29 protein-coding genes and 1 pseudogene are annotated in these 24425 nt (G+C 63.0%); 25 read left to right on the plus strand and 5 right to left on the minus strand.

What is annotated here, in order from left to right; all coding sequences use genetic code 11:
- Positions 1-358: 358 nt before the first annotated feature.
- From AC1DVS_RS10615 to AC1DVS_RS10625, 3 genes are all read right to left on the minus strand, one after another.
- Complete coding sequence (locus AC1DVS_RS10615; protein WP_478022757.1) at positions 359-1960, minus strand: DUF4139 domain-containing protein; 1602 nt, start codon at positions 1958-1960, stop codon at positions 359-361.
- Between the two features lie 4 nt (positions 1961-1964).
- Positions 1965-3509, minus strand: coding sequence for a DUF4139 domain-containing protein (locus tag AC1DVS_RS10620; RefSeq protein ID WP_478022759.1), 1545 nt, complete (start codon positions 3507-3509; stop codon positions 1965-1967).
- A 179-nt stretch (positions 3510-3688) separates the two neighbouring features.
- Entirely contained in the window at positions 3689-4474 is a 786-nt protein-coding gene (locus tag AC1DVS_RS10625) for a hypothetical protein (protein WP_478022761.1), read from the minus strand.
- A 105-nt stretch (positions 4475-4579) separates the two neighbouring features.
- Here AC1DVS_RS10625 and proS point away from each other — a divergent pair, with 105 nt between their 5' ends.
- Positions 4580-6115, plus strand: coding sequence for a proline--tRNA ligase (gene proS, locus AC1DVS_RS10630; protein ID WP_478022763.1), 1536 nt, complete (start codon positions 4580-4582; stop codon positions 6113-6115).
- A gap of 205 nt (positions 6116-6320) precedes the next feature.
- Here proS and trhO read toward each other — a convergent pair whose 3' ends face one another.
- A complete protein-coding gene (gene trhO, locus AC1DVS_RS10635; RefSeq protein WP_478022765.1) occupies positions 6321-7283 on the minus strand; it encodes an oxygen-dependent tRNA uridine(34) hydroxylase TrhO in 963 nt (320 codons plus the stop codon).
- A gap of 117 nt (positions 7284-7400) precedes the next feature.
- On the opposite strand from trhO, the gene AC1DVS_RS10640 reads away from it, so the two are divergent.
- Positions 7401-7970: a DUF4337 family protein gene (locus AC1DVS_RS10640; protein WP_478022767.1), complete on the plus strand. Its 570-nt coding sequence runs from the start codon at positions 7401-7403 to the stop codon at positions 7968-7970.
- Positions 7971-8818: 848 nt separating this feature from the next.
- Here the strand turns inward: AC1DVS_RS10640 and glpD are convergent.
- Positions 8819-10267, minus strand: a pseudogene (glpD, locus tag AC1DVS_RS10645) (glycerol-3-phosphate dehydrogenase); the annotation flags it as partial.
- 108 nt (positions 10268-10375) lie between these two features.
- On the opposite strand from glpD, the gene AC1DVS_RS10650 reads away from it, so the two are divergent.
- From AC1DVS_RS10650 to rplR, 23 genes are all read left to right on the plus strand, one after another.
- Positions 10376-11470 carry an acyltransferase family protein gene (locus tag AC1DVS_RS10650; RefSeq protein ID WP_478022768.1) on the plus strand — a complete coding sequence of 365 codons (1095 nt, stop codon included), beginning with the start codon at positions 10376-10378 and terminating at the stop codon, positions 11468-11470.
- Between the two features lie 206 nt (positions 11471-11676).
- Positions 11677-12048, plus strand: coding sequence for a 30S ribosomal protein S12 (gene rpsL / locus AC1DVS_RS10655; RefSeq protein ID WP_019516007.1), 372 nt, complete (start codon positions 11677-11679; stop codon positions 12046-12048).
- A 56-nt stretch (positions 12049-12104) separates the two neighbouring features.
- Positions 12105-12575: a 30S ribosomal protein S7 gene (rpsG, locus tag AC1DVS_RS10660; protein WP_478022770.1), complete on the plus strand. Its 471-nt coding sequence runs from the start codon at positions 12105-12107 to the stop codon at positions 12573-12575.
- Between the two features lie 105 nt (positions 12576-12680).
- On the plus strand, positions 12681-14756 hold the full coding sequence (gene fusA, locus AC1DVS_RS10665) for an elongation factor G (protein WP_478022772.1): 2076 nt from the start codon (positions 12681-12683) through the stop codon (positions 14754-14756).
- A gap of 77 nt (positions 14757-14833) precedes the next feature.
- Positions 14834-16027 (plus strand): elongation factor Tu, encoded by a 1194-nt coding sequence (tuf, locus tag AC1DVS_RS10670; RefSeq protein WP_478022774.1) that lies wholly within the window; start codon positions 14834-14836, stop codon positions 16025-16027.
- Between the two features lie 108 nt (positions 16028-16135).
- A complete protein-coding gene (gene rpsJ / locus AC1DVS_RS10675; RefSeq protein WP_034161642.1) occupies positions 16136-16447 on the plus strand; it encodes a 30S ribosomal protein S10 in 312 nt (103 codons plus the stop codon).
- Between the two features lie 200 nt (positions 16448-16647).
- Positions 16648-17406 (plus strand): 50S ribosomal protein L3, encoded by a 759-nt coding sequence (gene rplC / locus AC1DVS_RS10680; RefSeq protein WP_478022776.1) that lies wholly within the window; start codon positions 16648-16650, stop codon positions 17404-17406.
- A 2-nt stretch (positions 17407-17408) separates the two neighbouring features.
- Positions 17409-18038 carry a 50S ribosomal protein L4 gene (rplD, locus tag AC1DVS_RS10685; protein WP_478022778.1) on the plus strand — a complete coding sequence of 210 codons (630 nt, stop codon included), beginning with the start codon at positions 17409-17411 and terminating at the stop codon, positions 18036-18038.
- Positions 18031-18348, plus strand: coding sequence for a 50S ribosomal protein L23 (locus AC1DVS_RS10690; protein ID WP_478022780.1), 318 nt, complete (start codon positions 18031-18033; stop codon positions 18346-18348). The genes rplD and AC1DVS_RS10690 overlap by 8 nt, the downstream gene beginning before the upstream one ends.
- Before the next feature lies 1 nt (position 18349).
- Entirely contained in the window at positions 18350-19186 is an 837-nt protein-coding gene (rplB, locus tag AC1DVS_RS10695; protein WP_478022782.1) for a 50S ribosomal protein L2, read from the plus strand.
- Positions 19187-19191: 5 nt separating this feature from the next.
- The gene (rpsS, locus tag AC1DVS_RS10700; protein ID WP_034161646.1) at positions 19192-19467 is read left to right on the plus strand and encodes a 30S ribosomal protein S19; all 276 of its coding nucleotides are present in this window, start codon (positions 19192-19194) and stop codon (positions 19465-19467) included.
- On the plus strand, positions 19467-19850 hold the full coding sequence (gene rplV, locus AC1DVS_RS10705) for a 50S ribosomal protein L22 (RefSeq protein WP_478022784.1): 384 nt from the start codon (positions 19467-19469) through the stop codon (positions 19848-19850). The genes rpsS and rplV overlap by 1 nt, the downstream gene beginning before the upstream one ends.
- Entirely contained in the window at positions 19850-20545 is a 696-nt protein-coding gene (gene rpsC / locus AC1DVS_RS10710) for a 30S ribosomal protein S3 (RefSeq protein WP_478022786.1), read from the plus strand. Before rplV ends, rpsC begins: the two co-directional genes overlap by 1 nt.
- Before the next feature lie 12 nt (positions 20546-20557).
- The gene (gene rplP / locus AC1DVS_RS10715) at positions 20558-20992 is read left to right on the plus strand and encodes a 50S ribosomal protein L16 (protein WP_343890837.1); all 435 of its coding nucleotides are present in this window, start codon (positions 20558-20560) and stop codon (positions 20990-20992) included.
- Complete coding sequence (gene rpmC / locus AC1DVS_RS10720) at positions 20992-21201, plus strand: 50S ribosomal protein L29 (protein ID WP_478022788.1); 210 nt, start codon at positions 20992-20994, stop codon at positions 21199-21201. The genes rplP and rpmC overlap by 1 nt, the downstream gene beginning before the upstream one ends.
- An 11-nt stretch (positions 21202-21212) precedes the next feature.
- The gene (gene rpsQ / locus AC1DVS_RS10725) at positions 21213-21485 is read left to right on the plus strand and encodes a 30S ribosomal protein S17 (RefSeq protein WP_478022790.1); all 273 of its coding nucleotides are present in this window, start codon (positions 21213-21215) and stop codon (positions 21483-21485) included.
- A gap of 63 nt (positions 21486-21548) precedes the next feature.
- Positions 21549-21917 (plus strand): 50S ribosomal protein L14, encoded by a 369-nt coding sequence (gene rplN, locus AC1DVS_RS10730; RefSeq protein WP_343890840.1) that lies wholly within the window; start codon positions 21549-21551, stop codon positions 21915-21917.
- Complete coding sequence (rplX, locus tag AC1DVS_RS10735; RefSeq protein ID WP_478022792.1) at positions 21917-22234, plus strand: 50S ribosomal protein L24; 318 nt, start codon at positions 21917-21919, stop codon at positions 22232-22234. Before rplN ends, rplX begins: the two co-directional genes overlap by 1 nt.
- A complete protein-coding gene (rplE, locus tag AC1DVS_RS10740) occupies positions 22227-22817 on the plus strand; it encodes a 50S ribosomal protein L5 (protein ID WP_478022793.1) in 591 nt (196 codons plus the stop codon). Before rplX ends, rplE begins: the two co-directional genes overlap by 8 nt.
- Before the next feature lie 3 nt (positions 22818-22820).
- Positions 22821-23126 carry a 30S ribosomal protein S14 gene (gene rpsN, locus AC1DVS_RS10745; RefSeq protein ID WP_478022795.1) on the plus strand — a complete coding sequence of 102 codons (306 nt, stop codon included), beginning with the start codon at positions 22821-22823 and terminating at the stop codon, positions 23124-23126.
- Positions 23127-23136: 10 nt separating this feature from the next.
- Complete coding sequence (gene rpsH / locus AC1DVS_RS10750) at positions 23137-23532, plus strand: 30S ribosomal protein S8 (RefSeq protein WP_272626176.1); 396 nt, start codon at positions 23137-23139, stop codon at positions 23530-23532.
- Positions 23532-24065, plus strand: a complete 534-nt coding sequence (gene rplF / locus AC1DVS_RS10755; protein ID WP_478022796.1) for a 50S ribosomal protein L6 — start codon at positions 23532-23534, stop codon at positions 24063-24065. The genes rpsH and rplF overlap by 1 nt, the downstream gene beginning before the upstream one ends.
- Positions 24065-24424, plus strand: a complete 360-nt coding sequence (gene rplR / locus AC1DVS_RS10760; protein ID WP_343890844.1) for a 50S ribosomal protein L18 — start codon at positions 24065-24067, stop codon at positions 24422-24424. Before rplF ends, rplR begins: the two co-directional genes overlap by 1 nt.
- The last annotated feature ends 1 nt before the right edge of the window (position 24425 follow it).

Below are 24425 nucleotides of genomic sequence, written 5' to 3' on the forward strand. Positions count from 1 at the left end.
TCGCGCCAACAATTTCTTTTGTAAATTTCCGCAGGCCCCATGTTTAGATTTGGAGTCGGAACGGATCGGCGGCTTCCAGGTCTTCGGCGCTGTCGAGCGGACAGGCTGCTGTGCCAAGCGCGGACAAAGCAGTGTCGCGACGGGCTATTCGATACCGCGAGCCCGCAACGTGAACGAAGGGCCGCTTCGGCGGGGTTCGCGCCGGAAAGCCGACCGGCAGCAAACGGCCAGTGGCAGACATTCGGTGAAAGAGCGGAGGCGGGGCTCGCGCGAGTCCTGCCAGGCACGGTGCTGCCACGATCCGCGGAGCTTTGGAGACAACGTCCCGAAAAGGTCATCCGTCGCCAGTCTTCTTTTCCTATCCTGTATTACGGATATCCCATCCCAGCACCCGGCTGCTGTTTGCCGGCACAGTGACGGTCATGATGTGCCGGCCATCCTCGACCCTGTGCTGGCCCGACAGTTTGCGCACTGCCCATCCCGCGCTATCGCCAAGATTGATCTCGAGCGTGATCGCATGGCCATTGGCGTTGGTCACAAGCGCGTGGAGGCTGTGCCAAAGGCCATCCGTCAGGTCCGCATCTTCGGCTTCGCGTCCGCAGGCGAGATAGACGCTGCTGGAGTTCGCCAGCGCAAGCTCCACCTTCTGGCCTGAGGCATAGTCGCGGATCGATTGCTCGCCGAGCAGCATTTCGCCGGCCGAGGTCGGTTCGAACACCGCCAGTTTGCCGGACGGCATCGCCAGGCCCAGCCCATGCGCCGCATCGTTGCGCGTTCTCAGCCACAGGGTGACGGGCGTGGACTCGTCATCGCCGCTCTGGTCTCTTTCGGGCCAGCATGCGCCCCGGTGAAAGAGCGTGCCATTGACCTTGGGCTGATCGAGAAAAGCTACCTGTTTCAGCGATTGCGACGCCACTGTGACGTGCTCGGGGACGCGGTAGAGCTTCACGTCACCCAACGCCTCTTCGCGGGCCTTCATGGCAGGCGGAGGAGGAGGAGCGGGCGCCGCTTCGGCGCGCATCATGTAGCCCGTCACGACGATGTCCTTGTCCTGGCTCGTATCTGCGAGACCTGCGGAAAACTGGGCCCAAACTACCGGCTCCGCCTCCGTCCCACGCGCTGTGCTTCCCAGGGGATAGCAGGTCAGCCGGAGCGGCTTCGCGTCGAGCGGACCCGACAGGGAGTGAAAATTGCGCTCGACATTGATCGTCCCGGCGACCGCCAACAGTGTCGCGTCGGGGAAACTCTGGCCATTGTCATTGGCAATGGTGAGCCAGGCAAGCAGCCGGAGCTTTTGCTTCTCGGGGGCCGGGCCTTTCTCCAGCGTCGCCAGATAATTGGCCTGCCAGTCAAACCCTGCCGCCAGATAGGTCAGGGTGATCCGGTAGCTGCCGCCCTTTGGGGTATTGGTATCGATCGAGAAGACCGGATTGGCTGAAAGCCCCGTGGGCACCCGGTCGAACAGCAGCTTCTCCGGCAAGCCGGCGCAGCGAACTGCCTCGAAACCTTCGCTGGTCTGAAGGACAAGCCCGCCATCGGCGCGGGTGCGGACGATGGCCGTTTCGGATCGCGCCAGACCGGTTGCCGGATTGGTCCGGCTGATGGTGACGCGATTGCCCAGGCTGCCGTCGACCAGGGCAGCCGGGGAGAGCAAAGCGCTATTGCGGTTCTTCTCGATCACTCCGCCGGGCAAGCCGGTGACGATCGCAGTGACCGCGACCATACCCTCCGCGACGCCTTCGAAGCGGATCGTCGATGGGCCGGCGGGCAAGGTGACGGTGCGTGTCTCGCTGATCATGGCGAATCCATTCAGCGAGGTGGGAGACAGGGGCCCCTCCGCGCGACCAGGATCGCGATAGACGGTGACCGACAGGTCCTGAGGGGATGAAGCGGAGACGGTCTCGCGCGCGAGGAGGGGCGCCGGCAGCAGCGCCAGGATGAGCAGGATCAGCCGGGCCATCGGATCAGTACCGGCTGTCGAAGACGACGGTCAGATCGGTGGCGCCATTGGCTGGCACCGGGACCTCCCATTTGCGCCGGTCGGAATTGACCTGCTCGCCGCTTACGGTTTCGCTGACGACGCGGTAGTCGAGGCTCCACCAGCCCCGATCCAGCCCGGCCTGGACCAGACTCACGGTCACCGGCTGCGACTTGGCGTTGGTTAGCTTGTAGTGCATCGTCGTGCGATAAAAGGTCCGGGGTCGATCGACATCGACCTGTGAGACGGTGACGCCGTTGCGGATCACGCGATAGCGTTCCGTGGTTTGCCATTCCGCACTGGTGATCGCCTCGTGCTTCACCACATTGGCCTGGACGAGGATGTCGAAGGCGTCGCCGGTGGTCAGCAGCATGTCGCTTCCGGTCGGGGTATGCCCGATCCGGTTCTCGCCGATGAACTGCGGCGTACCTTTGCTGTCGCGCTGATAGAAACGGACGGTGCCGGCGGGCAAGGCATCGCCCAGGCCTCCAGCGCGAGACGTCGAAAAGGCGATCTGGCTCGCTACATTGACCGGCGCCGGGTCATTCTGCATCCAGTCGATGGTGCGGCCATAGACTTTGCGTGCTGCCACGCCCGCAACATCGAGGAAACCCACCTGCTTGGTCTGGGCGTTGGCGATCGTCGTGCGCCCGGCAATCGGGTAGAGATAATAATCGCCCAGCTGGTCGCGATTGGTCTTCTCAGTGCCCGCCCTCACCATGCCGGATTGCACTGGTCGGCGGTTATATTGGTTGTAGGGACCGGCATCGCCGTTGCCGCTGGTGACCATGGGGCTGCCCGCGACCAGCACGGTAGCGGCATTCACGAAACTGGTGCCCGTCTGGTTGGTGAGCGTGACCCAGCCCTGCATGTCGATCACGCCCTTCGTCTCGTCATAAAGCGCGACGTAATCGGCGTTCCATCCCATGCCCGGGGTAAGATAGCGGATCGAGGCCGGGCGCGATCCGGCCCGGTCGCTCTGCACCGTCACCGAAAGGGTCGGCCGCGCCCTCAGATTCGGGGGCACGCGGTCGAAGATCGCGCGAACCGGCAAGCCGTCGTCGCGCAGCACTTCGATATGGTCCCCGATCCGGACGACGACTCCACCGGCTGTCGAAAGCACGGTCGCCCGTTCGCGGGTTTCCGTGCCCGTGGCAGGATTGGTGCGGACGAGGGTGATTGTCTGGCCGATGGCCTTTTGCATCAGGCTGTCTGGGCTGAGCAGATCGAAATCGAAATTCTGTTCAGCGATCGCGGCGCCCGCGGCAGCGAAGCTGAGCGTTTCGGGGCGGATCCGGCTGGACACGTCCGGAAATTCGATCCGGCTCCGGCCCCTGGCAATGTCCAGGGTGCGCACATCCTGGATCAAGGCGAGGTCGTTATTGTAGATGGTGACGGCGACGTCGCCTTGGCCGCTGGCCTCCTCGGTTGGAGCCCCAACCGGGGCCTTGTCCTGCGCGAGCAGTGGGGCAGGGCAAAGCAGCGCGAGGCCGGTAAATCCGATGAGCGACCGATTGTGAAAACGGGGCATGCAATTCTCCCAGATGACAGCGGTTTCATTGATCCGCATGTGACTGGGACGCGCAGGGCCGGGATTTCCTTGGGAGCAATTGCAAAAAGTTTTTTGAGGTGCCGGTATCGATCGAGGGAGCGGATCGGGGGGAGGCCCCCGCGCTTTAAGGAGCTGTCGTCGAATTTTTCAGCCGGACCTCAGCTGGCCTGGGGTGCGATCATGGCCGCTACCACCCGGTCGCGCTGCGCTTCCGGCAAAGTGCTGACAGCGCGAAGTGCGTGATATGTGGCGCCGCAGGCGATATCGACACCCGCGTCGTTGATCTGGCCGCGCGCAAAGGTCTCCATCTCCAATCTGGAGGTGCCGTCCTTGCTCATCGCGGCGACGAGCGCCTTCGCATCGGTCGGCGAGAGGGGGCCGACCCGTCGGCCCGCCGGTGTGTCGCGACCGGCCGCCATGCCACGCCATTCAGCCTGGGACAGCGCAATCAGCAACTCGCGTGGCCGGCCTTCAGGCAGTTCCGAGGGGCTGACCTTACCTGCACCGAACGCAGCGCAAAGGCTTGGCGAATCTGCGTGCAGTTCATTGATCAGGTCGAGCCGCGCGGCGGCTACCTCGGTCAGGTTCGCGTGCGGCGCCTGCGCCAGATCAGGCAGGTGTTGCCGATAAAGGCCGGAGAACTCAGTCCGCACCGCCTTGGCGATCGCGTTATAGTCGTCATAGGTGCGCATACGCGACTGCACCTGGTGCTCGATCCGGCCGAGTTCTGTCGGAAATTTCTCGTTGATTGTCTGTACGATTGGGCCTGAGACAGGGTCCGCGATCAACTGCCGGTGAATCTCAACCGTCGAGGGCGCGGGGCCCAGGCCGAAGACCGGCATGACAAGTCCGATAGCAGCGCGGCCGAACGCCACCGCCACGAGGCCGGTCAGGCCGACCGCGGCGCCTCCGCGATAAGCATTTTCGCGACTGATATAGGACATAAACACTTTCCCCCGACGTCACGCTAGTTCGCGGCGATGGGATTCCGCAAGCAAGATCGAACGCCCCTTTGATCCTGCTCGCCTTTCCCGCTATCCGCCGCGGCCATGATCAAACACGCACTCCCCGTCACCCGCGAGGCCGATTTTTCCGCCTGGTACCAGTCCGTCATTTCGGAAGCCGATCTTGCCGAGGAATCCGGCGTGCGCGGCTGCATGGTGATCAGGCCATGGGGTTACGGCATCTGGGAGCGCATCCAGCGACTGCTCGATGACCGGATCAAGGCGACCGGCCATGAGAATTGCTATTTCCCCTTGTTCATCCCGCTCTCCTATTTCGAGAAGGAGGCTGAGCATGTCGAAGGGTTTGCCAAGGAGATGGCGGTCGTCACGCATCACCGGCTGGTGAGCGACGGCAAGGGCGGGTTGATGCCCGATCCGACTGCGAAGCTGGAAGAGCCACTGGTAGTGCGGCCGACGTCGGAGACGGTGATCGGCACTGCCTTTGCGCGCTGGATCCAGTCGTGGCGCGATCTGCCGGTGCTGATCAACCAATGGGCCAATGTCGTGCGCTGGGAGATGCGCACCCGCATGTTCCTGCGCACCAGCGAGTTCCTGTGGCAGGAAGGGCATACCGCGCACGCTTCTGCCGAAGAGGCGCGCGAAGAGACGCTCAAGATGCTCGAAGTCTATCGCAGCTTTGCCGAGGATTGCCTCGCGCTGCCGGTGGTCGCCGGCGAGAAGCCGGAAAATGAGCGTTTCCCCGGCGCGGTCGCGACCTATTCGATCGAGGCGATGATGCAGGATGGGAAGGCGCTCCAGGCGGGCACCTCGCACTTCCTCGGCACCAACTTCGCGCATGCGCAGAACATCCGCTTCCAGAACGCGGCGGGCGAGCTCGAACTTGCCAATACGACGAGCTGGGGGGTTTCGACCCGGATGATCGGCGGCGTCATCATGGTGCATGGCGATGACGATGGCCTGCGCGTGCCGCCGCGGATCGCGCCTTGGCAGGTCGTGATCGTGCCGATGCTGCGCGACCAGCCGGAGGATGCGGCCATCGTCGAGTATTGCAGGACGCTGCAGCAGCAGCTCGCGTCGCTGTCAGCGCTCGGCGAGCCGGTGCGGGCGTTGCTCGATCTGAAGCCAGCCAAGGCGGCGACCAAGCGCTGGGGCTGGGTGAAGAAGGGCGCGCCGATCATCATCGAGGTGGGCGGCCGCGATGTGGCCGGCGGCAATGTGTCGGTGATCCGGCGCGACCGGCTGTACCGCGAGGACGGCAAGCTCGACAGCAAGGTGGTGCCTCAGGGCGAATTCCTTGGTGAGGTCACCGGTATGTTGGAGAGCGTGCAGTCAAGCCTCCATGCGGAAGCGCGCGGGCGGCTCGAGGCGAATATCGCACGCGATGTGACCGATTTCGCGGGGATCGAGCGGGCGTTCGCTGAGGGCGTAAAGAATCCGGGCTGGGTCGAGGTGCAATGGTCGAAGCCGACGGCCGCCGAGCTCGATGCCGTGGGCGAGCGACTCAAGGCACTGAAGCTGACGATCCGCAATGCGCCGATGGACGCGGCGGCGGTCGACGGGGTGTGCGTGTTTACCGGCGCGCCCGCGGTTGAGCGGGTGCTGGTCGGCCGCTCCTATTGAGGCGGCGGGGAGCGTAAGGCGCGGTTCGCGGTCGATCAGTCGACCGCGACTTTGCACTTCAGGGCTGGATACCCTTGTCGCGGCGTCGCCAGACAAGAAGGAACACTCCGGCGACGACAAGAGTGATGATGACGACGAGTAATTGAGTGTTGCTCATTGTCGTGCCTTTCCCCAGCGTGACAAGAAGCTGGTAGAACGACAGGGGTTAAGCTTTGATTGCACTATCGCGCGGATAGATCGCGCCGATATGGTTCTTTCCGCTTGCGCTCGCGAGCAAAGCCTGGCGGTGGCGCTCGGCATAGCCGGCGCGTTGGCTTTCGTCGCGCGTCGCGTGGCATGCCGGGCAGCTTACGCCTTCCTCATAGAGCGGTGAGGCACGGTCTTCGGGACTGACCGGCATGCGACAGCCGCGGCAGAGTGCGTGGGTGCCCGCGCCAAGGCCATGCGTGACCGCGACGCGTTCGTCGAAGACGAAGCATTCGCCTTCCCAGCGGCTTTGTTCGGGCGGCACTTCCTCGAGATATTTCAGGATGCCGCCTTCGAGGTGGTAGACCTCGTCCAGCCCTTCGGCCTTGAGGAAGGCAGTGGCCTTTTCGCAGCGGATGCCGCCGGTGCAGAACATCGCGATCTTCGGTTGGGCAGCACCTTCGAGCAGTGAGGCGCGATTGGCGCGGAACCATTCCGGGAAATCGCGGAAGCTGTGGGTCTGCGGATCGATCGCGCCGGCGAAGCTGCCGATCTTCACCTCATAATCATTGCGGGTGTCGATCAGGATCGTGTCGGGCTGTTCGATCAGCGCGTTCCAGTCGGAAGGCGCGACATAATGGCCGACGCCCTGGAGCGGATCGATATCGGGCTCGCCCATCGTCACGATCTCGCGCTTGAGGCGGACCTTCATGCGGTGGAACGGCATGGTCTCGGCGGTCGAGTCCTTGACCTCGAGGTCGGCGCAGCCGGGCAGGGCGCGGATATGGGCGAGGACGCGTTCCACGCCGTCGGGCGTGCCGGCGATGGTGCCGTTGATGCCCTCGCGCGCGAGAAGGAGCGTGCCCTTGATGCCTTGCGCTTCACACGCCTGTAGCAGCGGCGCGCGCAGTGCGGCCGGGTCGGCGAAGCGGGCGAACCGGTACAGCGCAGCGACGCGGATGGGGTAAGGCAAGTCGGCCATGCGGGCGCGCTACTATGGGCGCGGCCCTTTCGTCAAAATCTGGCTATTGCGCCGCGCCCGCCGGGACACCATCCTTAATGTCCCGGGAGCCCCTTTTATCATGATAGAGAATAAAAAATGGAGCTCGAAGCGGATCTTGCCGAGGAGGGCAAGGATCGCGCCCTGAACCGGCTGGTGGCGATGACGGTCGTCACCCTGTCGGTGTTCATGGCGGTGGCCAATATCAAGGACGACAATCTCGTCCAGGCGATGCAGCTCTCCAAGAGCGACGCGATCGACACCTGGTCCGAATATCAGGCGACGAAGACCAAGGCGCATATCGTCGATACCGCCCGCACTGAGATGGCGCTGATCGCGGGCGACCATCCTTCCGGGGCGGCGCACACCGCGCTGGCGACGATGGATGCCGAGGCCAGAAAATATGCCGCCGAGGCGCCTGTGCTCAGGGCGAAGGCACAGGCGGACGACGCGCAATATGACGCGCTCAACGTGCATGATGACCAGTTCGATATGTCGGACGCACTCATCTCGATCGCTGTGTCGCTGGCGGCGGTCGCGGCGCTCGCCGAGACGCGCTGGTTGCTGTTCACGGCTTGGGGCTTTGGCGGTTTCGGCCTGCTGATGGGAATTGCTGGCTTTGCGGGCTGGGCGATCCACCCGAACGCGCTGGCGAGCTTCCTCAGCTAAATCGTTTGCCCACTCATAGGCAGCGAGATTCGATCATCGAATGGCCAAAGGTCTTCATGCGGCTTGCTGCAGGTTATAAAGCAGCGATTGACTAGGAGCTCCTGCCGTTCTTTCTCGGTAAGGTTATCCAGGTCGCCGTCGTCGAAATCTGGCCTGGCAATCACCTTGGCGTTGAAGACATAGGTCCCGTCAATCTCAAGGTCGCAGCGGAAGTCCGTTCTCCACTGCGAATTGTGGCCCCAGCCATGGGAGAGGTCTTTTACTGGCCGGTTTCGGCGCATGAAGGTCCAATACAGGGTCGAGTTTTCGGCGATATGCTTGCATGCGTGGTCGCGCCCGGCGGTTACGGCGATTCCCGCGCGCGAAATCATGAGCGGACCAAGCATCAGCGCTGGCCAGAGCTCCCGCAACACCAATACAGGAGCTGCGGGATCATTCTCTTGCTCGACGGTCACGATCTCATGATGGAAAGGGGAGAAGGAAGGTTGTGCCGGTAGGATATCCAAACCAAGTTTCTCCATGAATGCGCGATATGCATCAGGAGAGATGCCCTCAATCTCGTCGTTGGCATCGGAAATGTTCGGCTGGAAGTTGAGCAAGAGCGCGTCGTTGACTCGCGAGAAGGCATAGAGCGCCCAACTTTCATCCTCTGAAAATCTGCGTGTTGATGTGATGTTGCTGCGCAGAGCGGCGAACCAGTCGGCGGCGACATGTGCATGCTGGTCGAGCCATGCAGGAAGCATATCGAAATGAAACGAGCCTCGCCGGACATCTAACATCGACAGGTAGAGGCGTTGGAAATCGGGATAGGGGGTCGGTACGATCACGCGTTTGGGCTTGGCGCTGACGATCCGCTCCCAATGTTCGGCGAAAGCAGCGCGCTCTTCCCCGTTCAGATGCAAGCCCAACTTGCTACGCCGCATCAGCACGTCCTCGGGCGTGCGCGCCCACTCGCGATCTCGCATCCAGCGCGCCTCGATTTCGGTGAGCCCGCCGCCGAGATCGGCGCCCATCGCGGCCTCGTCGGTCACTCCGCCGAGCATTTCGGTCAGCATCGAGCCATAGGCATGCGCCATCCGCGCCGAGCGAGCGGCGCCTAGGAATGGCCAAGTCTTACGGACTTCAGCCAAGAAGAGGGGGAAATCGGGAATCGCGCCGCCGGGGAATACCCGCGCCCGTGTCACCTGGCGCTGCGCGAAGCCCATTGGGCCGGCGAGCTTTTCGATCGCCTCTTCGGCGAGGTGGCGGGCAGTGGTGATCTTGCCGCCGAAGATCGAGAGCAGGGCAGGGCCCTGGGTGTCGAGTTCGAGGACGTAGTCGCGCGTCACCGCCTTGGCCTCGCTCGCACCGTCGTCGTAGAGCGGGCGCACGCCTGACCAGGTCGAGGTGACATCGGCAGGCGTGACCTGCTTGATGAAATGGGTGTTCACCGCCTCGCAGAGATAGGAGATCTCGTCCGGGCTGATGATGGCATCTTCGGGCTTTTCGACCGGGATGTCGGTGGTGCCGATCTCGGTGAACTCGCCCTGATACGGAATGGCGAAGATGATCCGGCGGTCGGCAAGCTGCAGGATATAGGCGTGATCGCCGTCATACAGCCTGGGCACGAGGATATGGCTGCCCTTGACCAGCCGGACACCGCTCTTCGCGCTGACGCCGAGATCGTCGAGCATGCGGTGGACCCAGGGTCCGGCTGCATTGACGATCGCGCGGGCTGAAACCTCCTCGCCGGTGGAAAGCCTGGCGCGCCAGACCTCGCCGTCGCGCCGGGCCGATTCGAGGGCGACACCGACCCGGATATCGGCGCCGTTCGCGGCTGCGTCGACTGCGTTGAGGACGGTCAGGCGCGAATCGTCGACTGAGGCGTCCGAATAGACGAAGCCGCGATTGCCGCCTTTCAGCGGCGCGGAATAGGCAGTGTCGGTCGCCCGCAGGCCGCGCGAGCGGGGCAGGGTCATCTTGCCGCCGAGCAGGTCGTAAAGGACGAGGCCGAGCCGGACCATCCACCAGGGCCGCACCGCATTCTCCTGCGGCAGGACGAAGCGCAGCGGCGCGATGATGTGCGGGGCGGCATGGACGAGCCGCTCGCGCTCGCGAAGCGCTTCCGCGACCAGTTTGAACTCGTAATATTCAAGATAGCGCAGACCGCCATGGATCAGCTTGGTCGAGGCCGAGGAGGTGTGGCCGGCGAGATCGTCGCGCTCGACGAGCAGGACTTTCAGGCCATGCAGCGAGGCTTCGCGCGCGATCGCGCAGCCGTTGATACCGCCGCCAATGATGAGGAGATCATGAGTCACCGGCGGCGCTATATCGCGGGGTTACGCTATAGGCGACCCACCATGAAGGATTGAGCCGCGGCGTCGTCCGGCGTAGCGATCCCTCGGGGATGAGGTGGGGAAGCACTGATGCGTCGTAGTGAAATCGTCGGCGTTCAGTATCTTCGCGGGATCGCCGCGCTGGCTGTCGTTGTCGATCATGCCGCGGGCACCGCCGCCTTCTCGAAATATTTCGGCAATTCCCCGGCATGGACCTTTACCGGCAATGGTGCGCGCGGCGTCGACTTGTTCTTCCTGATCAGCGGCTTCATCATCACGATCGTCGCGCTGCAGGGCGCCGAGCTCGCACCGGCGATGAAGCTGCGGGATTTCTTCGCGCGGCGCTTCGCGCGGATCGTGCCGCTGATGTGGCTGGCGATCATTTCCTATCTGCTGCTCCAGCTGGCCTTTCGGCACGGGGTGCCGCCGCTCACGCCTTATGTGCATGCGATGCTGCTGCTGCCGGGCAATATCCTGCCGCCGCATATCTGGACATTGCGCCAGGAACTCGTCTTCTATCTGGTCTTCGCGCTCGCCATGCTGACGGTGCGGCTGGGGCGCATTCTGATGTGGCTCTGGCTCGCCCTGCCCCTCGTCCTGATCGCGCTCGGTGCGCTGCCGCATGACCGTGGGATGGTGCAGGGCGCTGTGCTCATGATTGCGTCGCCCAGCAATCTCGAATTCGGCGCCGGGATGCTGATCGGAATCATCTGGCTGAAACGGTGGACGCACCGCGACTTTGCTGCGCCGATCGAGCCGCTGCTGCTGCTCGCTATCGGATTCGTCGTGGCGGTGGCGGCGATTTCCTGGGGGGTGGGGCACATGACCGCGCCGGGCCGGGTGGCCTGGTGCTCGCTGCTGTTCATGCCGTTGCTGTTCTACGCGGTCCATGTCCGCTGCCCCGAAGGCTGGCCGCGCAGGATCGGCGAGCTGCTCGGCAGTGCTTCTTATGCGATCTATCTGTTCCATCCGCATGCCGTGTCGGGGAGCCTCGGCATACTCGCGCGGCTGACACCCTGGATGCCGCGCGCCGCACTCATCCTCATCGTGGTACTGGTCGCGACCGGTTTCGGCGTGGCTGTGCATCTGCTGGTGGAGAAGCCGCTGGTCCGCTATGCGCGCATCCTGCTCGGCAGATCGCCACTGCCATCGATGCAATCGGGTGGGGGCGCGGGCGCCGCCTGAACTTCCCCGTGCGGCGCTGTTGACCACTCCCGAGTCGGCCTGTATAGGCGCCGCTGCCCGGACGGACCATGTCCTCTCCCGGGCATGCTTGAACATTGCTGGATGCATTCCAGGGCCCGGGGGGCGTCAGCGCCCCTAGCGGTCCTTTTTGTATTCCCGAGCGTAAAGGCTCCAGCAAAGTAACCACTTGAAAGGTGAAGGCTTCAATGCCGACGATTAACCAGCTGGTCCGCAAGGGCCGCGATCCGCAGAAGGCCAAGTCCAAGGTCCCTGCGATGGAACAGAACCCGCAAAAGCGCGGTGTCTGCACCCGCGTCTACACGACGACTCCGAAAAAGCCGAACTCGGCTCTGCGCAAGGTTGCCAAGGTCCGCCTGACCAACCAGCGCGAAGTCATCAGCTACATCCCTGGCGAAGGGCATAACCTGCAGGAGCACTCCGTTGTGCTGATCCGTGGCGGTCGCGTTCGCGATCTTCCCGGCGTCCGCTATCACGTTCTCCGCGGTGTGCTCGACACACAGGGTGTCAAGGATCGCCGCCAGTCGCGTTCCAAGTACGGCGCTAAGCGTCCGAAGTAAGCCGGTCGGCCTGATTGGCCGATCATCAAGGGCTGAAGTTTAAAGGAAGAAATCACATGGCACGTCGTCGTCGTCCCGAAAAGCGGGTCATCCTGCCTGATCCCCAGTATGGGGATGAGGTTCTCTCCAAGTTCATGAACAGCGTCATGCTGGACGGCAAGAAGTCCGTCGCCGAGCTGATCGTCTATGGTGCCCTCGCAACGGTCGAGCAGCGCGCCAAGAAGGATCCGATCGGCGTGTTTCACGAGGCGCTCGCCAATGTGAAGCCGGGCATCGAAGTCCGTTCGCGCCGCGTTGGCGGTGCGACCTATCAGGTCCCGGTCGAAGTGCGCCCCGAGCGCGCCCAGGCACTGGCGATCCGCTGGCTGATCACCGCCGCGCGTGCGCGGTCGGAGAACACCATGTCGGCACGTCTCTCGGGAGAGCTGCTCGATGCGTCGAACAACCGCGGCAACGCGGTGAAGAAGCGCGAAGATACGCACCGTATGGCCGAAGCGAACCGCGCCTTCAGTCATTACCGCTGGTAAGCCTGGGGTGCCGGTTTCGGCACTCTGGCACTGGTGAACCTCACGACCTATATGTGGGAGGCCGGGCAATCCCCGGCCTCCTGCATCGCTAAGGAAAACACGATCATGGCCCGCAGCCATCCGCTCGACATGTACCGCAATATCGGCATCATGGCGCACATCGACGCCGGCAAGACGACGACGACCGAGCGTATCCTTTACTACACCGGCAAGTCCTACAAGATCGGCGAAGTCCATGAGGGCACCGCCACGATGGACTGGATGGAGCAGGAGCAGGAGCGCGGGATCACGATCACGTCGGCAGCCACGACGTGCTTCTGGAACGATCACCGCATCAACATCATCGACACCCCCGGCCACGTCGACTTCACGATTGAAGTCGAGCGTTCGCTGCGCGTGCTCGATGGCGCGGTCGCATGCTTCGACGGCGTTGCCGGCGTTGAACCGCAGTCCGAGACTGTCTGGCGTCAGGCCGAGAAGTATCACGTGCCGCGGATGTGCTTCATCAACAAGCTCGACCGTACCGGCGCGAACTTCAACATGTGCGTTCAGATGATCAAGGATCGTCTCGGCGCGCGTCCCGCCGTGCTGTATCTCCCGATCGGCCTCGAGAGCGATTTCAAGGGCCTGGTCGATCTGGTCGAGAACCGCGCGATCATCTGGCTCGAAGAGAGCCTGGGCGCGAAGTTCGAATATCAGGACATTCCCGCCGATCTCGCCGATCTGGCTGCGACCGCCCGTTCCGAGCTGATCGAGATGGCCGTCGAGCAGGACGACGACATCATGGAGGCTTATCTCGAAGGCAATGAGCCCGATGTCGCGACGCTGAAGAAGCTGATCCGCAAGGGCACGCTGAACTTCTCGTTCGTGCCGGTGCTGTGCGGCTCGGCGTTCAAGAACAAGGGCGTTCAGCCTTTGCTCGACGGCGTTGTCGACTATCTGCCGTCGCCGCTGGACATCAAGGACGTCGAAGGCTTGAAGCTCGACGGCGTGACCCCGGATTCGCGTCCGCCGGCCGACGATGCGCCTTTCTCGGCGCTTGCGTTCAAGATCATGAACGATCCGTTCGTCGGCACGCTGACCTTCGCGCGCATTTACTCGGGCAAGCTCGAGACTGCGTCGATGGTGGTCAACTCGGTCAAGGACAAGAAGGAAAAGGTTGGCCGCATGCTGCTGATGCATGCGAACGACCGCGAGGACATCCAGGTGGCCTATGCCGGCGACATCGTCGCTCTGGCGGGCCTCAAGGACACCACGACCGGTGATACGCTGTGCGCGGCGAACGCTCCGATCATCCTCGAGCGGATGGAATTCCCGGATCCCGTCATCGAGGTCGCTGTGGAGCCGAAGACAAAGGCCGACCAGGAGAAGATGGGCATCGCGCTCAATCGTCTCGCTCGCGAGGATCCTTCGTTCCGCGTGACGTCCGACGTCGAGAGCGGCCAGACCATCATCAAGGGCATGGGCGAGCTCCATCTCGAGATCCTGGTCGATCGCATGAAGCGCGAGTTCAAGGTCGAGGCGAATGTCGGCGCGCCGCAGGTGGCGTATCGCGAGTATCTCGCGAAGCCGATCGAAATGTCCTACACCCACAAGAAGCAGTCGGGTGGTTCGGGCCAGTTCGCCGAGATCAAGATCAAGGTCATCCCCGGCGAGCGTGGGTCAGGCTTTGTGTTCTCGGATCAGATCAAGGGCGGTAACGTCCCGAAGGAATATATTCCTTCAGTCGAGAAGGGCATGCGCGAAACGGCTGAGACCGGATCGCTGATCGGCTTCCCGATCATCGATTTCGAAGTGCAGCTGATCGACGGCAAATATCATGACGTCGACTCGTCGGCGCTGGCGTTCGAAATCTGCGCGCGTGGCGCGATGCGTGAAGCGGCCCAGAAGGCCGGCATCAAGCTGCTCGAGCCGATCATGAAGGTCGAGGTCGTGACGCCCGAGGATTATCTCGGCGACGTGATCGGCGATCTGAACAGCCGTCGTGGCCAGATCCAGGGCACCGACACCCGCGGCAACGCGACCGCCGTCGAGGCGATCGTGCCGCTGGCGAACATGTTCGGCTATGTGAACCAGCTCCGCTCGTTCAGCCAGGGCCGGGCGCAATACTCGATGCAGTTCTCGCATTATGACGAGGTGCCCGCCAACGTCGCTGAAGAAGTGAAAGCGAAGCTGGCATAATCTGAAATCACTCGCTAAAGGGCCGCTTCCGCGCGGCTCTGCAGCGACCCCCGGAATTTGAATAAGAAGAGGCGAAAATGGCAAAAGCAAAGTTTGAGCGGACAAAGCCGCATCTCAACATCGGCACCATCGGTCACGTCGACCATGGCAAGACGTCGCTGACGGCCGCGATCACCAAGGTGCTCGCCGAGACCGGTGGCGCCACCTTCACCAGCTACGCGAACATCGACAAGGCTCCCGAAGAGCGCGAGCGCGGCATCACCATCTCGACCGCACACGTCGAGTATGAGACGACCGCGCGCCACTATGCGCACGTCGATTGCCCGGGCCACGCCGATTATGTGAAGAACATGATCACCGGTGCCGCCCAGATGGACGGCGCGATCCTGGTCGTGTCCGCGACTGACGGCCCGATGCCGCAGACCCGCGAGCACATCCTGCTCGCACGTCAGGTCGGCGTGCCGACGATGGTCGTGTTCATGAACAAGGTCGATCTGGTCGACGACGAGGAAATCCTCGAGCTGGTCGAGATGGAAATCCGCGAGCTTCTGTCGAAGTATGATTTCGACGGCGACAACATTCCGGTCATCCGTGGCTCGGCAGTGTGCGCGCTCGACGACAAGCAGCCCGAGATCGGCCATGACGCCGTTCTCAAGCTGATGCAGGCTGTCGACGAATATCTGCCGCAGCCCGAGCGTCCGCTCGACAAGCCGTTCATGATGCCGATCGAAGACGTGTTCTCGATCTCGGGTCGCGGCACGGTCGTCACCGGCCGCGTCGAGACCGGCATCGTCAAGGTTGGCGAGGAAGTCGAGATCGTCGGCATCCACCCGGCGGTTCGCAAGACCACCGTCACGGGCGTCGAAATGTTCCGCAAGCTGCTCGATCAGGGCCAGGCCGGCGACAACATCGGTGCGCTGATCCGCGGCGTCGGCCGTGAAGAGGTCGAGCGTGGCCAGGTTCTCTGCAAGCCGGGCTCGATCAAGCCGCACACCGACTTCCAGTCGGAAGTGTACGTGCTGTCGAAGGACGAGGGTGGCCGTCACACGCCATTCTTCGCCAACTATCGTCCGCAGTTCTACTTCCGCACCACGGACGTCACCGGCACGGTTCAGCTCCCCGAGGGCACCGAGATGGTGATGCCGGGCGACAACATCGCGCTGGGCGTTACGCTCATCGCGCCGATCGCGATGGACGTTGGTCAGCGCTTCACGATCCGTGAAGGCGGCCGCACCGTCGGTTCGGGGATTGTCAGCGGCATCTCAAAGTAATATAGACGCGCCACCGCCCGATTCCCTGTGGGAGTCGGGCGGTTGCTATTTCAGTGAACAATGGTTCGGTTGTCCTCGGGCAACCCGCTCTTTCGCATCGGTAGGGTTATGGAAACGCAGAATATTCGGATTCGTCTGAAGGCATTCGATCATCGTGTGCTCGATCAGGCCACCGGCGACATCGCCGACACGGCGCGCCGCACCGGCGCACTCATCCGCGGCCCCATTCCCCTCCCGACGCGCATCGAGAAGTTCACGGTGAACCGCGGCCCGCACATCGACAAGAAGTCGCGTGAGCAGTTCGAGGTTCGTACTTACAAGCGGATGCTGGACATCGTTCAGCCGACCCCGCAGACGGTAGACGCGCTGATGAAGCTCGATCTTGCCGCGGGTGTTGATGTTGAGATCAAGCTGGCCTAAGGGCTGCGCTCCGCAAAGAGATTCGGTTCCGCGATAAGCGGGACCAGATAGGGATACCGCCCGGCTTGCCGGGGTCTGCGTCCCCCGTCACGCCCAGCTAGCTGGGCACCAGCCCGGGACGGGGCACGTTACATTTTATGGGCTGAGCACGCCCGCTTCGGGATTGTCCGAAGTGGGCCTCTGTTATGGGAGCATTGGTCATGCGCACTGGCGTGATCGCGAAAAAGATGGGGATGACCCGCTTGTTCCAGGACGATGGGCGCCATGTGCCCGTCACCGTCCTGCAGCTGGAAAATCTGCAAGTTGTGGCCGTTCGCGAGGCCGATCGTGATGGATATGTAGCCGTTCAGCTTGGTGCTGGCGTTGCCAAGGCGAAGAACGTCGCCAAGCCGCAGCGCGGCCATTTCGGCAAGGCCGAAGTTGAGCCCAAGGCGAAGCTGGCTGAGTTCCGCGTGTCTGACGATGCCGTGCTCGACGTGGGCGCCGAGATTTCGGCTGACCATTATGTCGCCGGCCAGATCGTCGACATCCAGGGCGTCACCCAGGGCAAGGGCTTCCAGGGCGGCATGAAGCGCTGGGGCTTCGGCGGTCTGCGCGCCACTCACGGCGTTTCCGTCTCGCACCGTTCGCTCGGTTCGACCGGTCAGCGCCAGGATCCGGGCAAGGTCTTCAAGAACAAGAAGATGGCCGGTCACATGGGCGACAAGAACCGCACCCAGCAAAATCTCGAAATCGTTTCGACCGATGCCGAGCGCGGCCTCATCTTCGTCAAGGGCTCGGTGCCCGGCTCGAAGGGCGGCTGGCTGCTCGTCAAGGATTCGATCAAGGTCGCTCGGCACGCCGATGCGCCTTACCCGGCCGGCCTGAAGGCCGCCGCCAACAGCAACACCGCAGCTCCTGCCGAGACGCCCGCTGAGGACGTCCAGGCCGTGGAAGCGACCGAAGGCCAGGAGGGCTGAACATGAAGGTCAAGATTCAGTCCTTCGACGCCAAGGCGAAAGCCGCGGAGCTCGATCTCAACGACGAGGTTTTCGGCCTCGATCCGCGCGCCGACATCCTGCACCGCGTCGTCACCTGGCAGCTCGAAAAGCGCCGTGCGACCGCACGCGGCACGCGTGAGCGCGCTGACGTTGCCCGCACCGGCAAGAAGTTCGGTCGTCAGAAGGGCGGCGGTACGGCTCGCCACGGCGATCGCCGCGCTCCGACCTTTGTCGGCGGTGGTAAGGCTCACGGCGCCCGCGTCCGTGACTTCAATCCGTCGCTGAACAAGAAGATCCGCACTTTGGGTCTGAAGATGGCGCTCAGCAGCCACGCCAAGGCGGGTTCGCTGGTCATCATGGACAGCCTCGCGGTGAACGAGAGCAAGACCAAGACGCTGACCGCTGAATGGGCAAAGCTCGGCTTCGGCAAGACGGCCCTGGTGATCGACGGCGACATGGTCGAGACGAGCTTCGCGCTCGCCGCGGGCAACCTCCGCCAGATCAACGTGATGCCTGCCGCCGGCGCCAACGTGTACGACATTCTGAAGCATGACACGCTGGTGCTGACCCGCGCTGCTGTCGAAAAGCTGGAGGCGCGCTTCAATGGCTAAGAAGCAGAAAGCCGGCGTCGATATCCGTCATTATGACGTGATCCTCGCGCCGCACATCACCGAAAAGGCGACCTTGCTCTCCGAGCAGAACGCCGTGGTGTTCAAGGTCGCGAACGACGCGACCAAGCGTGAAATCAAGGCGGCCGTCGAGGCGCTGTTCGACGTCAAGGTCCTGGGGGTCAACACGATCGTCCAGAAGGGCAAGACGAAGAAGTGGAAGGGCACGCCCTACACGCGCTCCGACATGAAGAAAGCCATCGTGACCCTGGCTGACGGCCAGTCGATCGACGTGACGACGGGAGTCCAGTAACATGGCACTCAAGCATTATAATCCAACCAGCCCGGCACGACGCGGACTTATCCTCGTCGACCGCAGCGCTCTGCACAAAGGCGGCCCGATCAAGGCGCTGACCGAAGGCAAGCGCAAGACGGGTGGCCGCAACAACAAGGGCCATGTCACCTCGCGTGGTATCGCCGGCGGTCACAAGCAGCGTTATCGCCTGATCGACTTCAAGCGTCGCAAGTGGGACGTGGACGGCACGGTCGAGCGGATCGAATATGATCCCAACCGCACCGCCTTCATCGCCCTGATCAAATATCCGGACGAAGAGCTGTCCTACATCATCGCGCCGCAGCGCCTCGCCGTTGGCGACAAGGTCGTTGCCGGCAAGAAGACCGACGTTAAGCCGGGCAATGCGATGGAACTGGGCCAGATGCCGGTTGGCACGATCGTCCACAATGTCGAGATGAAGCCCGGCAAGGGCGGCCAGCTCGCCCGTTCGGCAGGCACTTATGTGCAGGTCGTCGGTCGCGACAAGGGCATGGTGATGGTTCGCCTCAATTCGGGCGAGCAGCGCTATATCCACTCGAACTGCATGGCGACCGTGGGTGCGGTGTCCAACCCGGACAACGGCAACACCAACCTCGCCAAGGCCGGCCGCAATCGCTGGCTCGGCAAGCGCCCGCTGACCCGCGGCGTCGCCAAGAACCCGGTCGACCATCCGCACGGCGGTGGTGAAGGCCGGACCTCGGGCGGCCGTCATCCGGTCACCCCATGGGGCAAGCCGACCAAGGGTGCTCGCACCCGTCACAACAAGTCGACCGACAAGATGATCATCCGGTCGCGTCACGCCAAGAAGAAGGGCTAACCGCCATGGCTCGTTCAGTCTGGAAAGGTCCGTTCGTGGACCTCCATCTGCTCAAGAAGGCAGAGACCGCCCAGGAAACCAACGCGCGCGCGCCGATCAAGACCTGGTCGCGCCGCTCGACGATCCTGCCGCAGTTCGTCGGCTTGACGTTCACCGTTTATAACGGCCGCAAGTTCGTGCCCGTGTCCGTCAACGAGGACATGGTCGGGATGAAGCTCGGCGAGTTCGCGCCGACGCGCTACTTCCCCGGCCACGCCGCCGACAAGAAGGGCAAGCGCTGATGTCGAAGGCTAAATCCCCCCGCAAGGTCGGTGAGAAGGAAGCTCTCTCGGTGGGCACGCAGATTCGCGGCTCGGCCCAGAAGCTCGGTCTCGTCGCTGCGATGATCCGCAACAAGAAGGCCGGCGATGCGATGAACATCCTCGCCTTTTCGACCAAGGGCATGGCTGTCGATGCGCGCAAGGTGCTCGCCTCGGCGATCGCCAATGCCGAGAACAACCATAACCTCGATGTCGACGCGCTCGTCGTGTCGGAGGCCTCGGTCGGCAAGTCGATCGTCATGAAGCGGTTCGCCACGCGCGGCCGCGGCAAGTCGACACGCATCCTCAAGCCGTTCAGCCGCCTGCGCATCGTCGTTCGCGAACAGCAAGAAGAAGAAGCCTAATGGGTCAGAAGAGCAATCCGATCGGGCTTCGGCTTCAGATCAACCGCACCTGGGACAGCCGCTGGTATGCCGAGGGCGCCGATTATGGCCGCCTTCTGCTCGAGGATCTCAAGATCCGCGCATTCATCATGAAGACGCTGCCCCAGGCGGCGATCTCCAAGGTGGTGATCGAGCGTCCGGCCAAGCTGTGCCGCGTGTCCATCTTCGCTGCGCGCCCCGGCGTGATCATCGGCAAGAAGGGCGCTGACATCGAGAAGCTGCGGCGCACGCTCGGCAAGATGACCTCTTCGGACGTCTCGCTGAACATCGTCGAGATCCGCAAGCCTGAGGTCGACTCCAAGCTCGTCGCGCAGGGCATCGCCGATCAGCTCGAGCGTCGTATCGCTTTCCGCCGCGCCATGAAGCGTGCGGTTCAGTCGGCGATGCGTCTCGGTGCCGAGGGCATCCGGATCAACTGCGGCGGCCGTCTCGGCGGCGCCGAGATCGCACGGTCGGAATGGTACCGTGAGGGCCGGGTTCCGTTGCACACGCTGCGCGCGAACGTCGATTATGCCGAAGCGACTGCACACACCGCTTATGGCGTGTGCGGCGTGAAGGTCTGGATCTTCAAGGGCGAAATCCTGGGTCACGACCCGATGGCGCAGGACCGGATCATGATGGAGGCTCAAACCTCCGGCGTGCGTCCGGCCCGCTAAGGAACCATAGCAATGCTGCAACCCAAAAAGACCAAGTTCCGCAAGCAGTTCAAAGGCCGGATTTCCGGTGATGCGAAAGGCGGCACGACGCTCAACTTCGGCTCCTACGGGCTGAAGGCGATGGAGCCCGAGCGGATCACCGCGCGGCAGATCGAGGCGGCTCGCCGCGCGATCACGCGTCACATCAAGCGCCAGGGGCGTTTGTGGATCCGCATTTTCCCGGACGTGCCGGTCACGTCCAAGCCTGCCGAAGTCCGCATGGGCAAGGGCAAGGGTTCGCCCGAATATTGGGCGGCACGGGTCAAGCCCGGCCGCATCCTGTTCGAGCTGGACGGTGTTCCTGGCGACGTTGCCGCGATGGCGTTCAGCCGCGCCGCGATGAAGCTGCCGATCAAGGTGAAGGTCGTTGCCCGTCTCGGCGACACCTCGCATCTGGGAGTTGCATGATGGCCCGCGCTATCGAAGACATGAAGACGAAGACCGACGACCAGCTCGACGAAGCGCTGGGCAATCTGAAGAAGGAGGCCTTCAACCTCCGCTTCCAGGCCGCAACGAACCAGCTCGAAAAGCCGAGCCGGGTTCGTGAGGTCCGTCGTGACATCGCCCGTATCAAGACCCTGCAAGGCCAGCGCGTGCGCTCGGCCGACGCCAAGTAAGGAAGAGAGACATGCCGAAGCGCGTGCTGACCGGGGTGATCGTCTCGGACAAGACCGACAAGACGGTGGTTGTGAACGTTGAGCGCAAGGTGAAGCACGCGCTCTACGGCAAGATCATCCGCCGTACGAAGAAGTATCACGCCCATGACGAGGCGAACGAGTTCAAGCAGGGCGAAACGGTGCGGATCGAAGAGACCGCCCCGATCTCCAAGCTGAAGACCTGGAAGGTGATCGAGCGGGTCAACACCCACGCGACCCCCGAGCGGGCAACCATCGACGGTTAATCCGTCGCGAATTTAGGCGGGGTCCGGTCGGAATCGGCCCCAGAGTGAGAAGGAACCGGATCGATGATCCAGATGCAGTCCAATCTCGAGGTCGCTGACAACAGCGGCGCGAAGCGGGTGCAGTGCATCAAGGTGCTTGGCGGGTCCAAGCGCCGCACCGCAGGCGTAGGCGACATCATCGTCGTCAGCGTCAAGGAAGCCGCACCCCGTGCCCGCGTGAAGAAGGGCGACGTTCACCGCGCCGTCATCGTGCGGACCGCGAAGGACATTCGCCGTGCAGACGGCACCGTGATCCGCTTCGATTCGAATGCGGCTGTGCTGGTCAACAAGAACGAGGAGCCGATCGGCACCCGTATCTTTGGCCCAGTGGTGCGCGAGCTCCGCGGCAAGAAGCACATGAAGATCATCAGCCTGGCGCCGGAGGTTCTGTAATGGCTGCAGCGAAGATCAAGAAGGGTGACCGCGTCATCGTCCTGTCCGGCAAGGACAAGGGACGGACCGGTGAAGTCACCCAGGCCATGCCGAAGGACGGCAAGGTCATCGTGTCGGGCGTGAATATCGCGATCCGCCACACCAAGCCGAGCCAGGGCGACCCCCAGGGTGGCCTGAAGCGTTCGGAAGCACCGTTGCATGTCTCGAAGGTCGCTCATGTGACCGCCGACGGCAAGCCGACGCGCGTCCGTTTCGAGACGGTCGACGGCAAGAAGGTCCGCGTGGCCGTCAAGACCGGGGAGAAGATCAGTGGCTGACGCTTACAAGCCGCGGATGAAGGCGATCTACGAGGATCGCATCGTCAAGGCGATGACCGAGAAGTTCGGTTACAAGAACGTGATGGAGATCCCGCGTCTCGACAAGATCGTCCTGAACATGGGCGTTGGCGAAGCGACCCAGGACAAGAAGAAGGTCGAGCAGGCCGCGGGCGAGATGGAGCTGATCGCAGGTCAGAAGCCGGTCGTCACCAAGGCGAAGAAGTCGATCGCGCAGTTCAAGCTGCGTGAAGGCATGCCGATCGGCGTGAAGGTCACCCTTCGCCGCGAGCGCATGTACGAGTTCCTCGATCGCTTCATCACGATCGCGCTTCCCCGCGTTCGCGATTTCCGCGGGCTGAACCCCAAGAGCTTCGACGGTCGCGGCAATTATGCCTGCGGTCTGAAGGAGCAGCTCGTGTTCCCMGAGATCAACTATGACCGCATCGACAAGGTGCGCGGCATGGACGTGATCGTGACCACGACCGCGAAGACTGACGACGAAGCGCGCGAGCTGCTTCGCCTGTTCGGCTTCCCGTTCCCGCCCGAAGCCGAAGAGACCGGCGCCGAAAAGAAGGCAGCGTAAGAGATGGCTAAAGTCAGTTCTGTGAACAAGAACGAGCGTCGCAAGGCGTTGGTCAAGAAATACGCTCCGCAGTACGCGAAGCTCAAGGCGATGGCTGCCGACAAGAGCCTCGACGATGGCGAGCGCCTGATCGCGCGCCTGAAGATGGCGCAGATCCCCCGCAACGGGAACCCTACGCGCGTCCGCAACCGGTGCGAGATCACCGGCCGTCCGCGCGCTTATTATCGCAAGTTCCGACTCTGCCGTATTCAGCTGCGCGATCTGGCCAACAAGGGCCTCATCCCCGGCGTTACGAAGTCGAGCTGGTAAGGATCACGAGATGGCATTGACCGATCCCCTGGGTGATATGCTCACCCGCATCCGCAACGGCCAGCGCGCGCGCAAGGACTCAGTCCTTTCGCCTGCGTCCAAGCTGCGGGCCCGCGTGCTCGACGTGCTTCAGCGCGAGGGCTATATCCGCGGCTACAGCGAAGAAGAGATGGGGCCTGCTAAGGGCATCCGTATCGAGCTGAAATATTTCGAGGGCCAGCCTGCTATCAAGCATGTCGCTCGCGTCTCGAAGCCCGGCCGTCGCGTCTATTCGGGAGCCACCGAGCTGCCGCGCGTGATGAACGGCCTGGGTATCACGATCGTTTCGACGCCACGTGGCGTTCTGTCCGACGCTGAAGCGCGCGAACAGAATGTCGGCGGCGAAGTGCTGGCGGAGGTATTCTGATGAGCCGCATCGGTAAAAAGCCGGTCGCGATTCCAAGCGGTGTCACCGCTTCGATCGACGGCGGCGAGCTGAGCGTGAAGGGCCCCAAGGGCACCCTGTCGCTCAAGCTGCGCGAAGAGATCAGCTACACGCTCGAGGATGGCGGCATTTCGGTGCAGCCGGCCAACGGCACCAAGCAGGCACGTGCCTTTTGGGGCATGCAGCGGACCATGGTGCAGAACCTGATCACCGGCGTTTCGGACGGCTTCACCAAGAAGCTGCTGATCAACGGCGTCGGCTATCGTGCGGATGCCAAGGGCAAGGTGCTGAACCTGAAGCTCGGCTACAGCCACGACGTCAATATCGACGTGCCGGAAGGTCTTGAAGTGAAGACCCCCGACAACACGACGGTCGAGATTTCGGGTTCCGACAAGCAGAAGGTCGGCCAATTGGCCGCGGAGATCCGTCGCTGGCGCAAGCCCGAGCCGTACAAGGGCAAGGGCATCAAGTATGACGGCGAGTTCATCTTCCGCAAGGAAGGGAAAAAGAAGTAATGAGCACCAAGGGTCTCTCTCTCTTCGCGAAGCGTCGCCTTCGCGTCCGCACCACGCTGCGCAGCCGCGCCGCCGGCCGTCCGCGGTTGTCGATCCATCGCTCGGGCAAGCATATCTATGCCCAGGTGATCGACGACGCCCAGGGCCGGACGGTGGCTTCGGCTTCCACGCTCGAAAAGGACGTGCGCGGCACGTCCGGTGCGAACATCGATGCAGCGGTTGCGGTCGGCAAGCGCGTCGCCGAGGCGGCGAAGCAGGCGGGCGTCACTCAGGTCGTCTTCGATCGCGGTGGCTTCCTCTATCACGGTCGGGTGAAGGCGCTGGCGGATGCCGCGCGTGAAGCCGGGTTGGAGTTTTAAG

This window comes from Sphingomonas sp. P3_C5 (assembly GCF_056402635.1).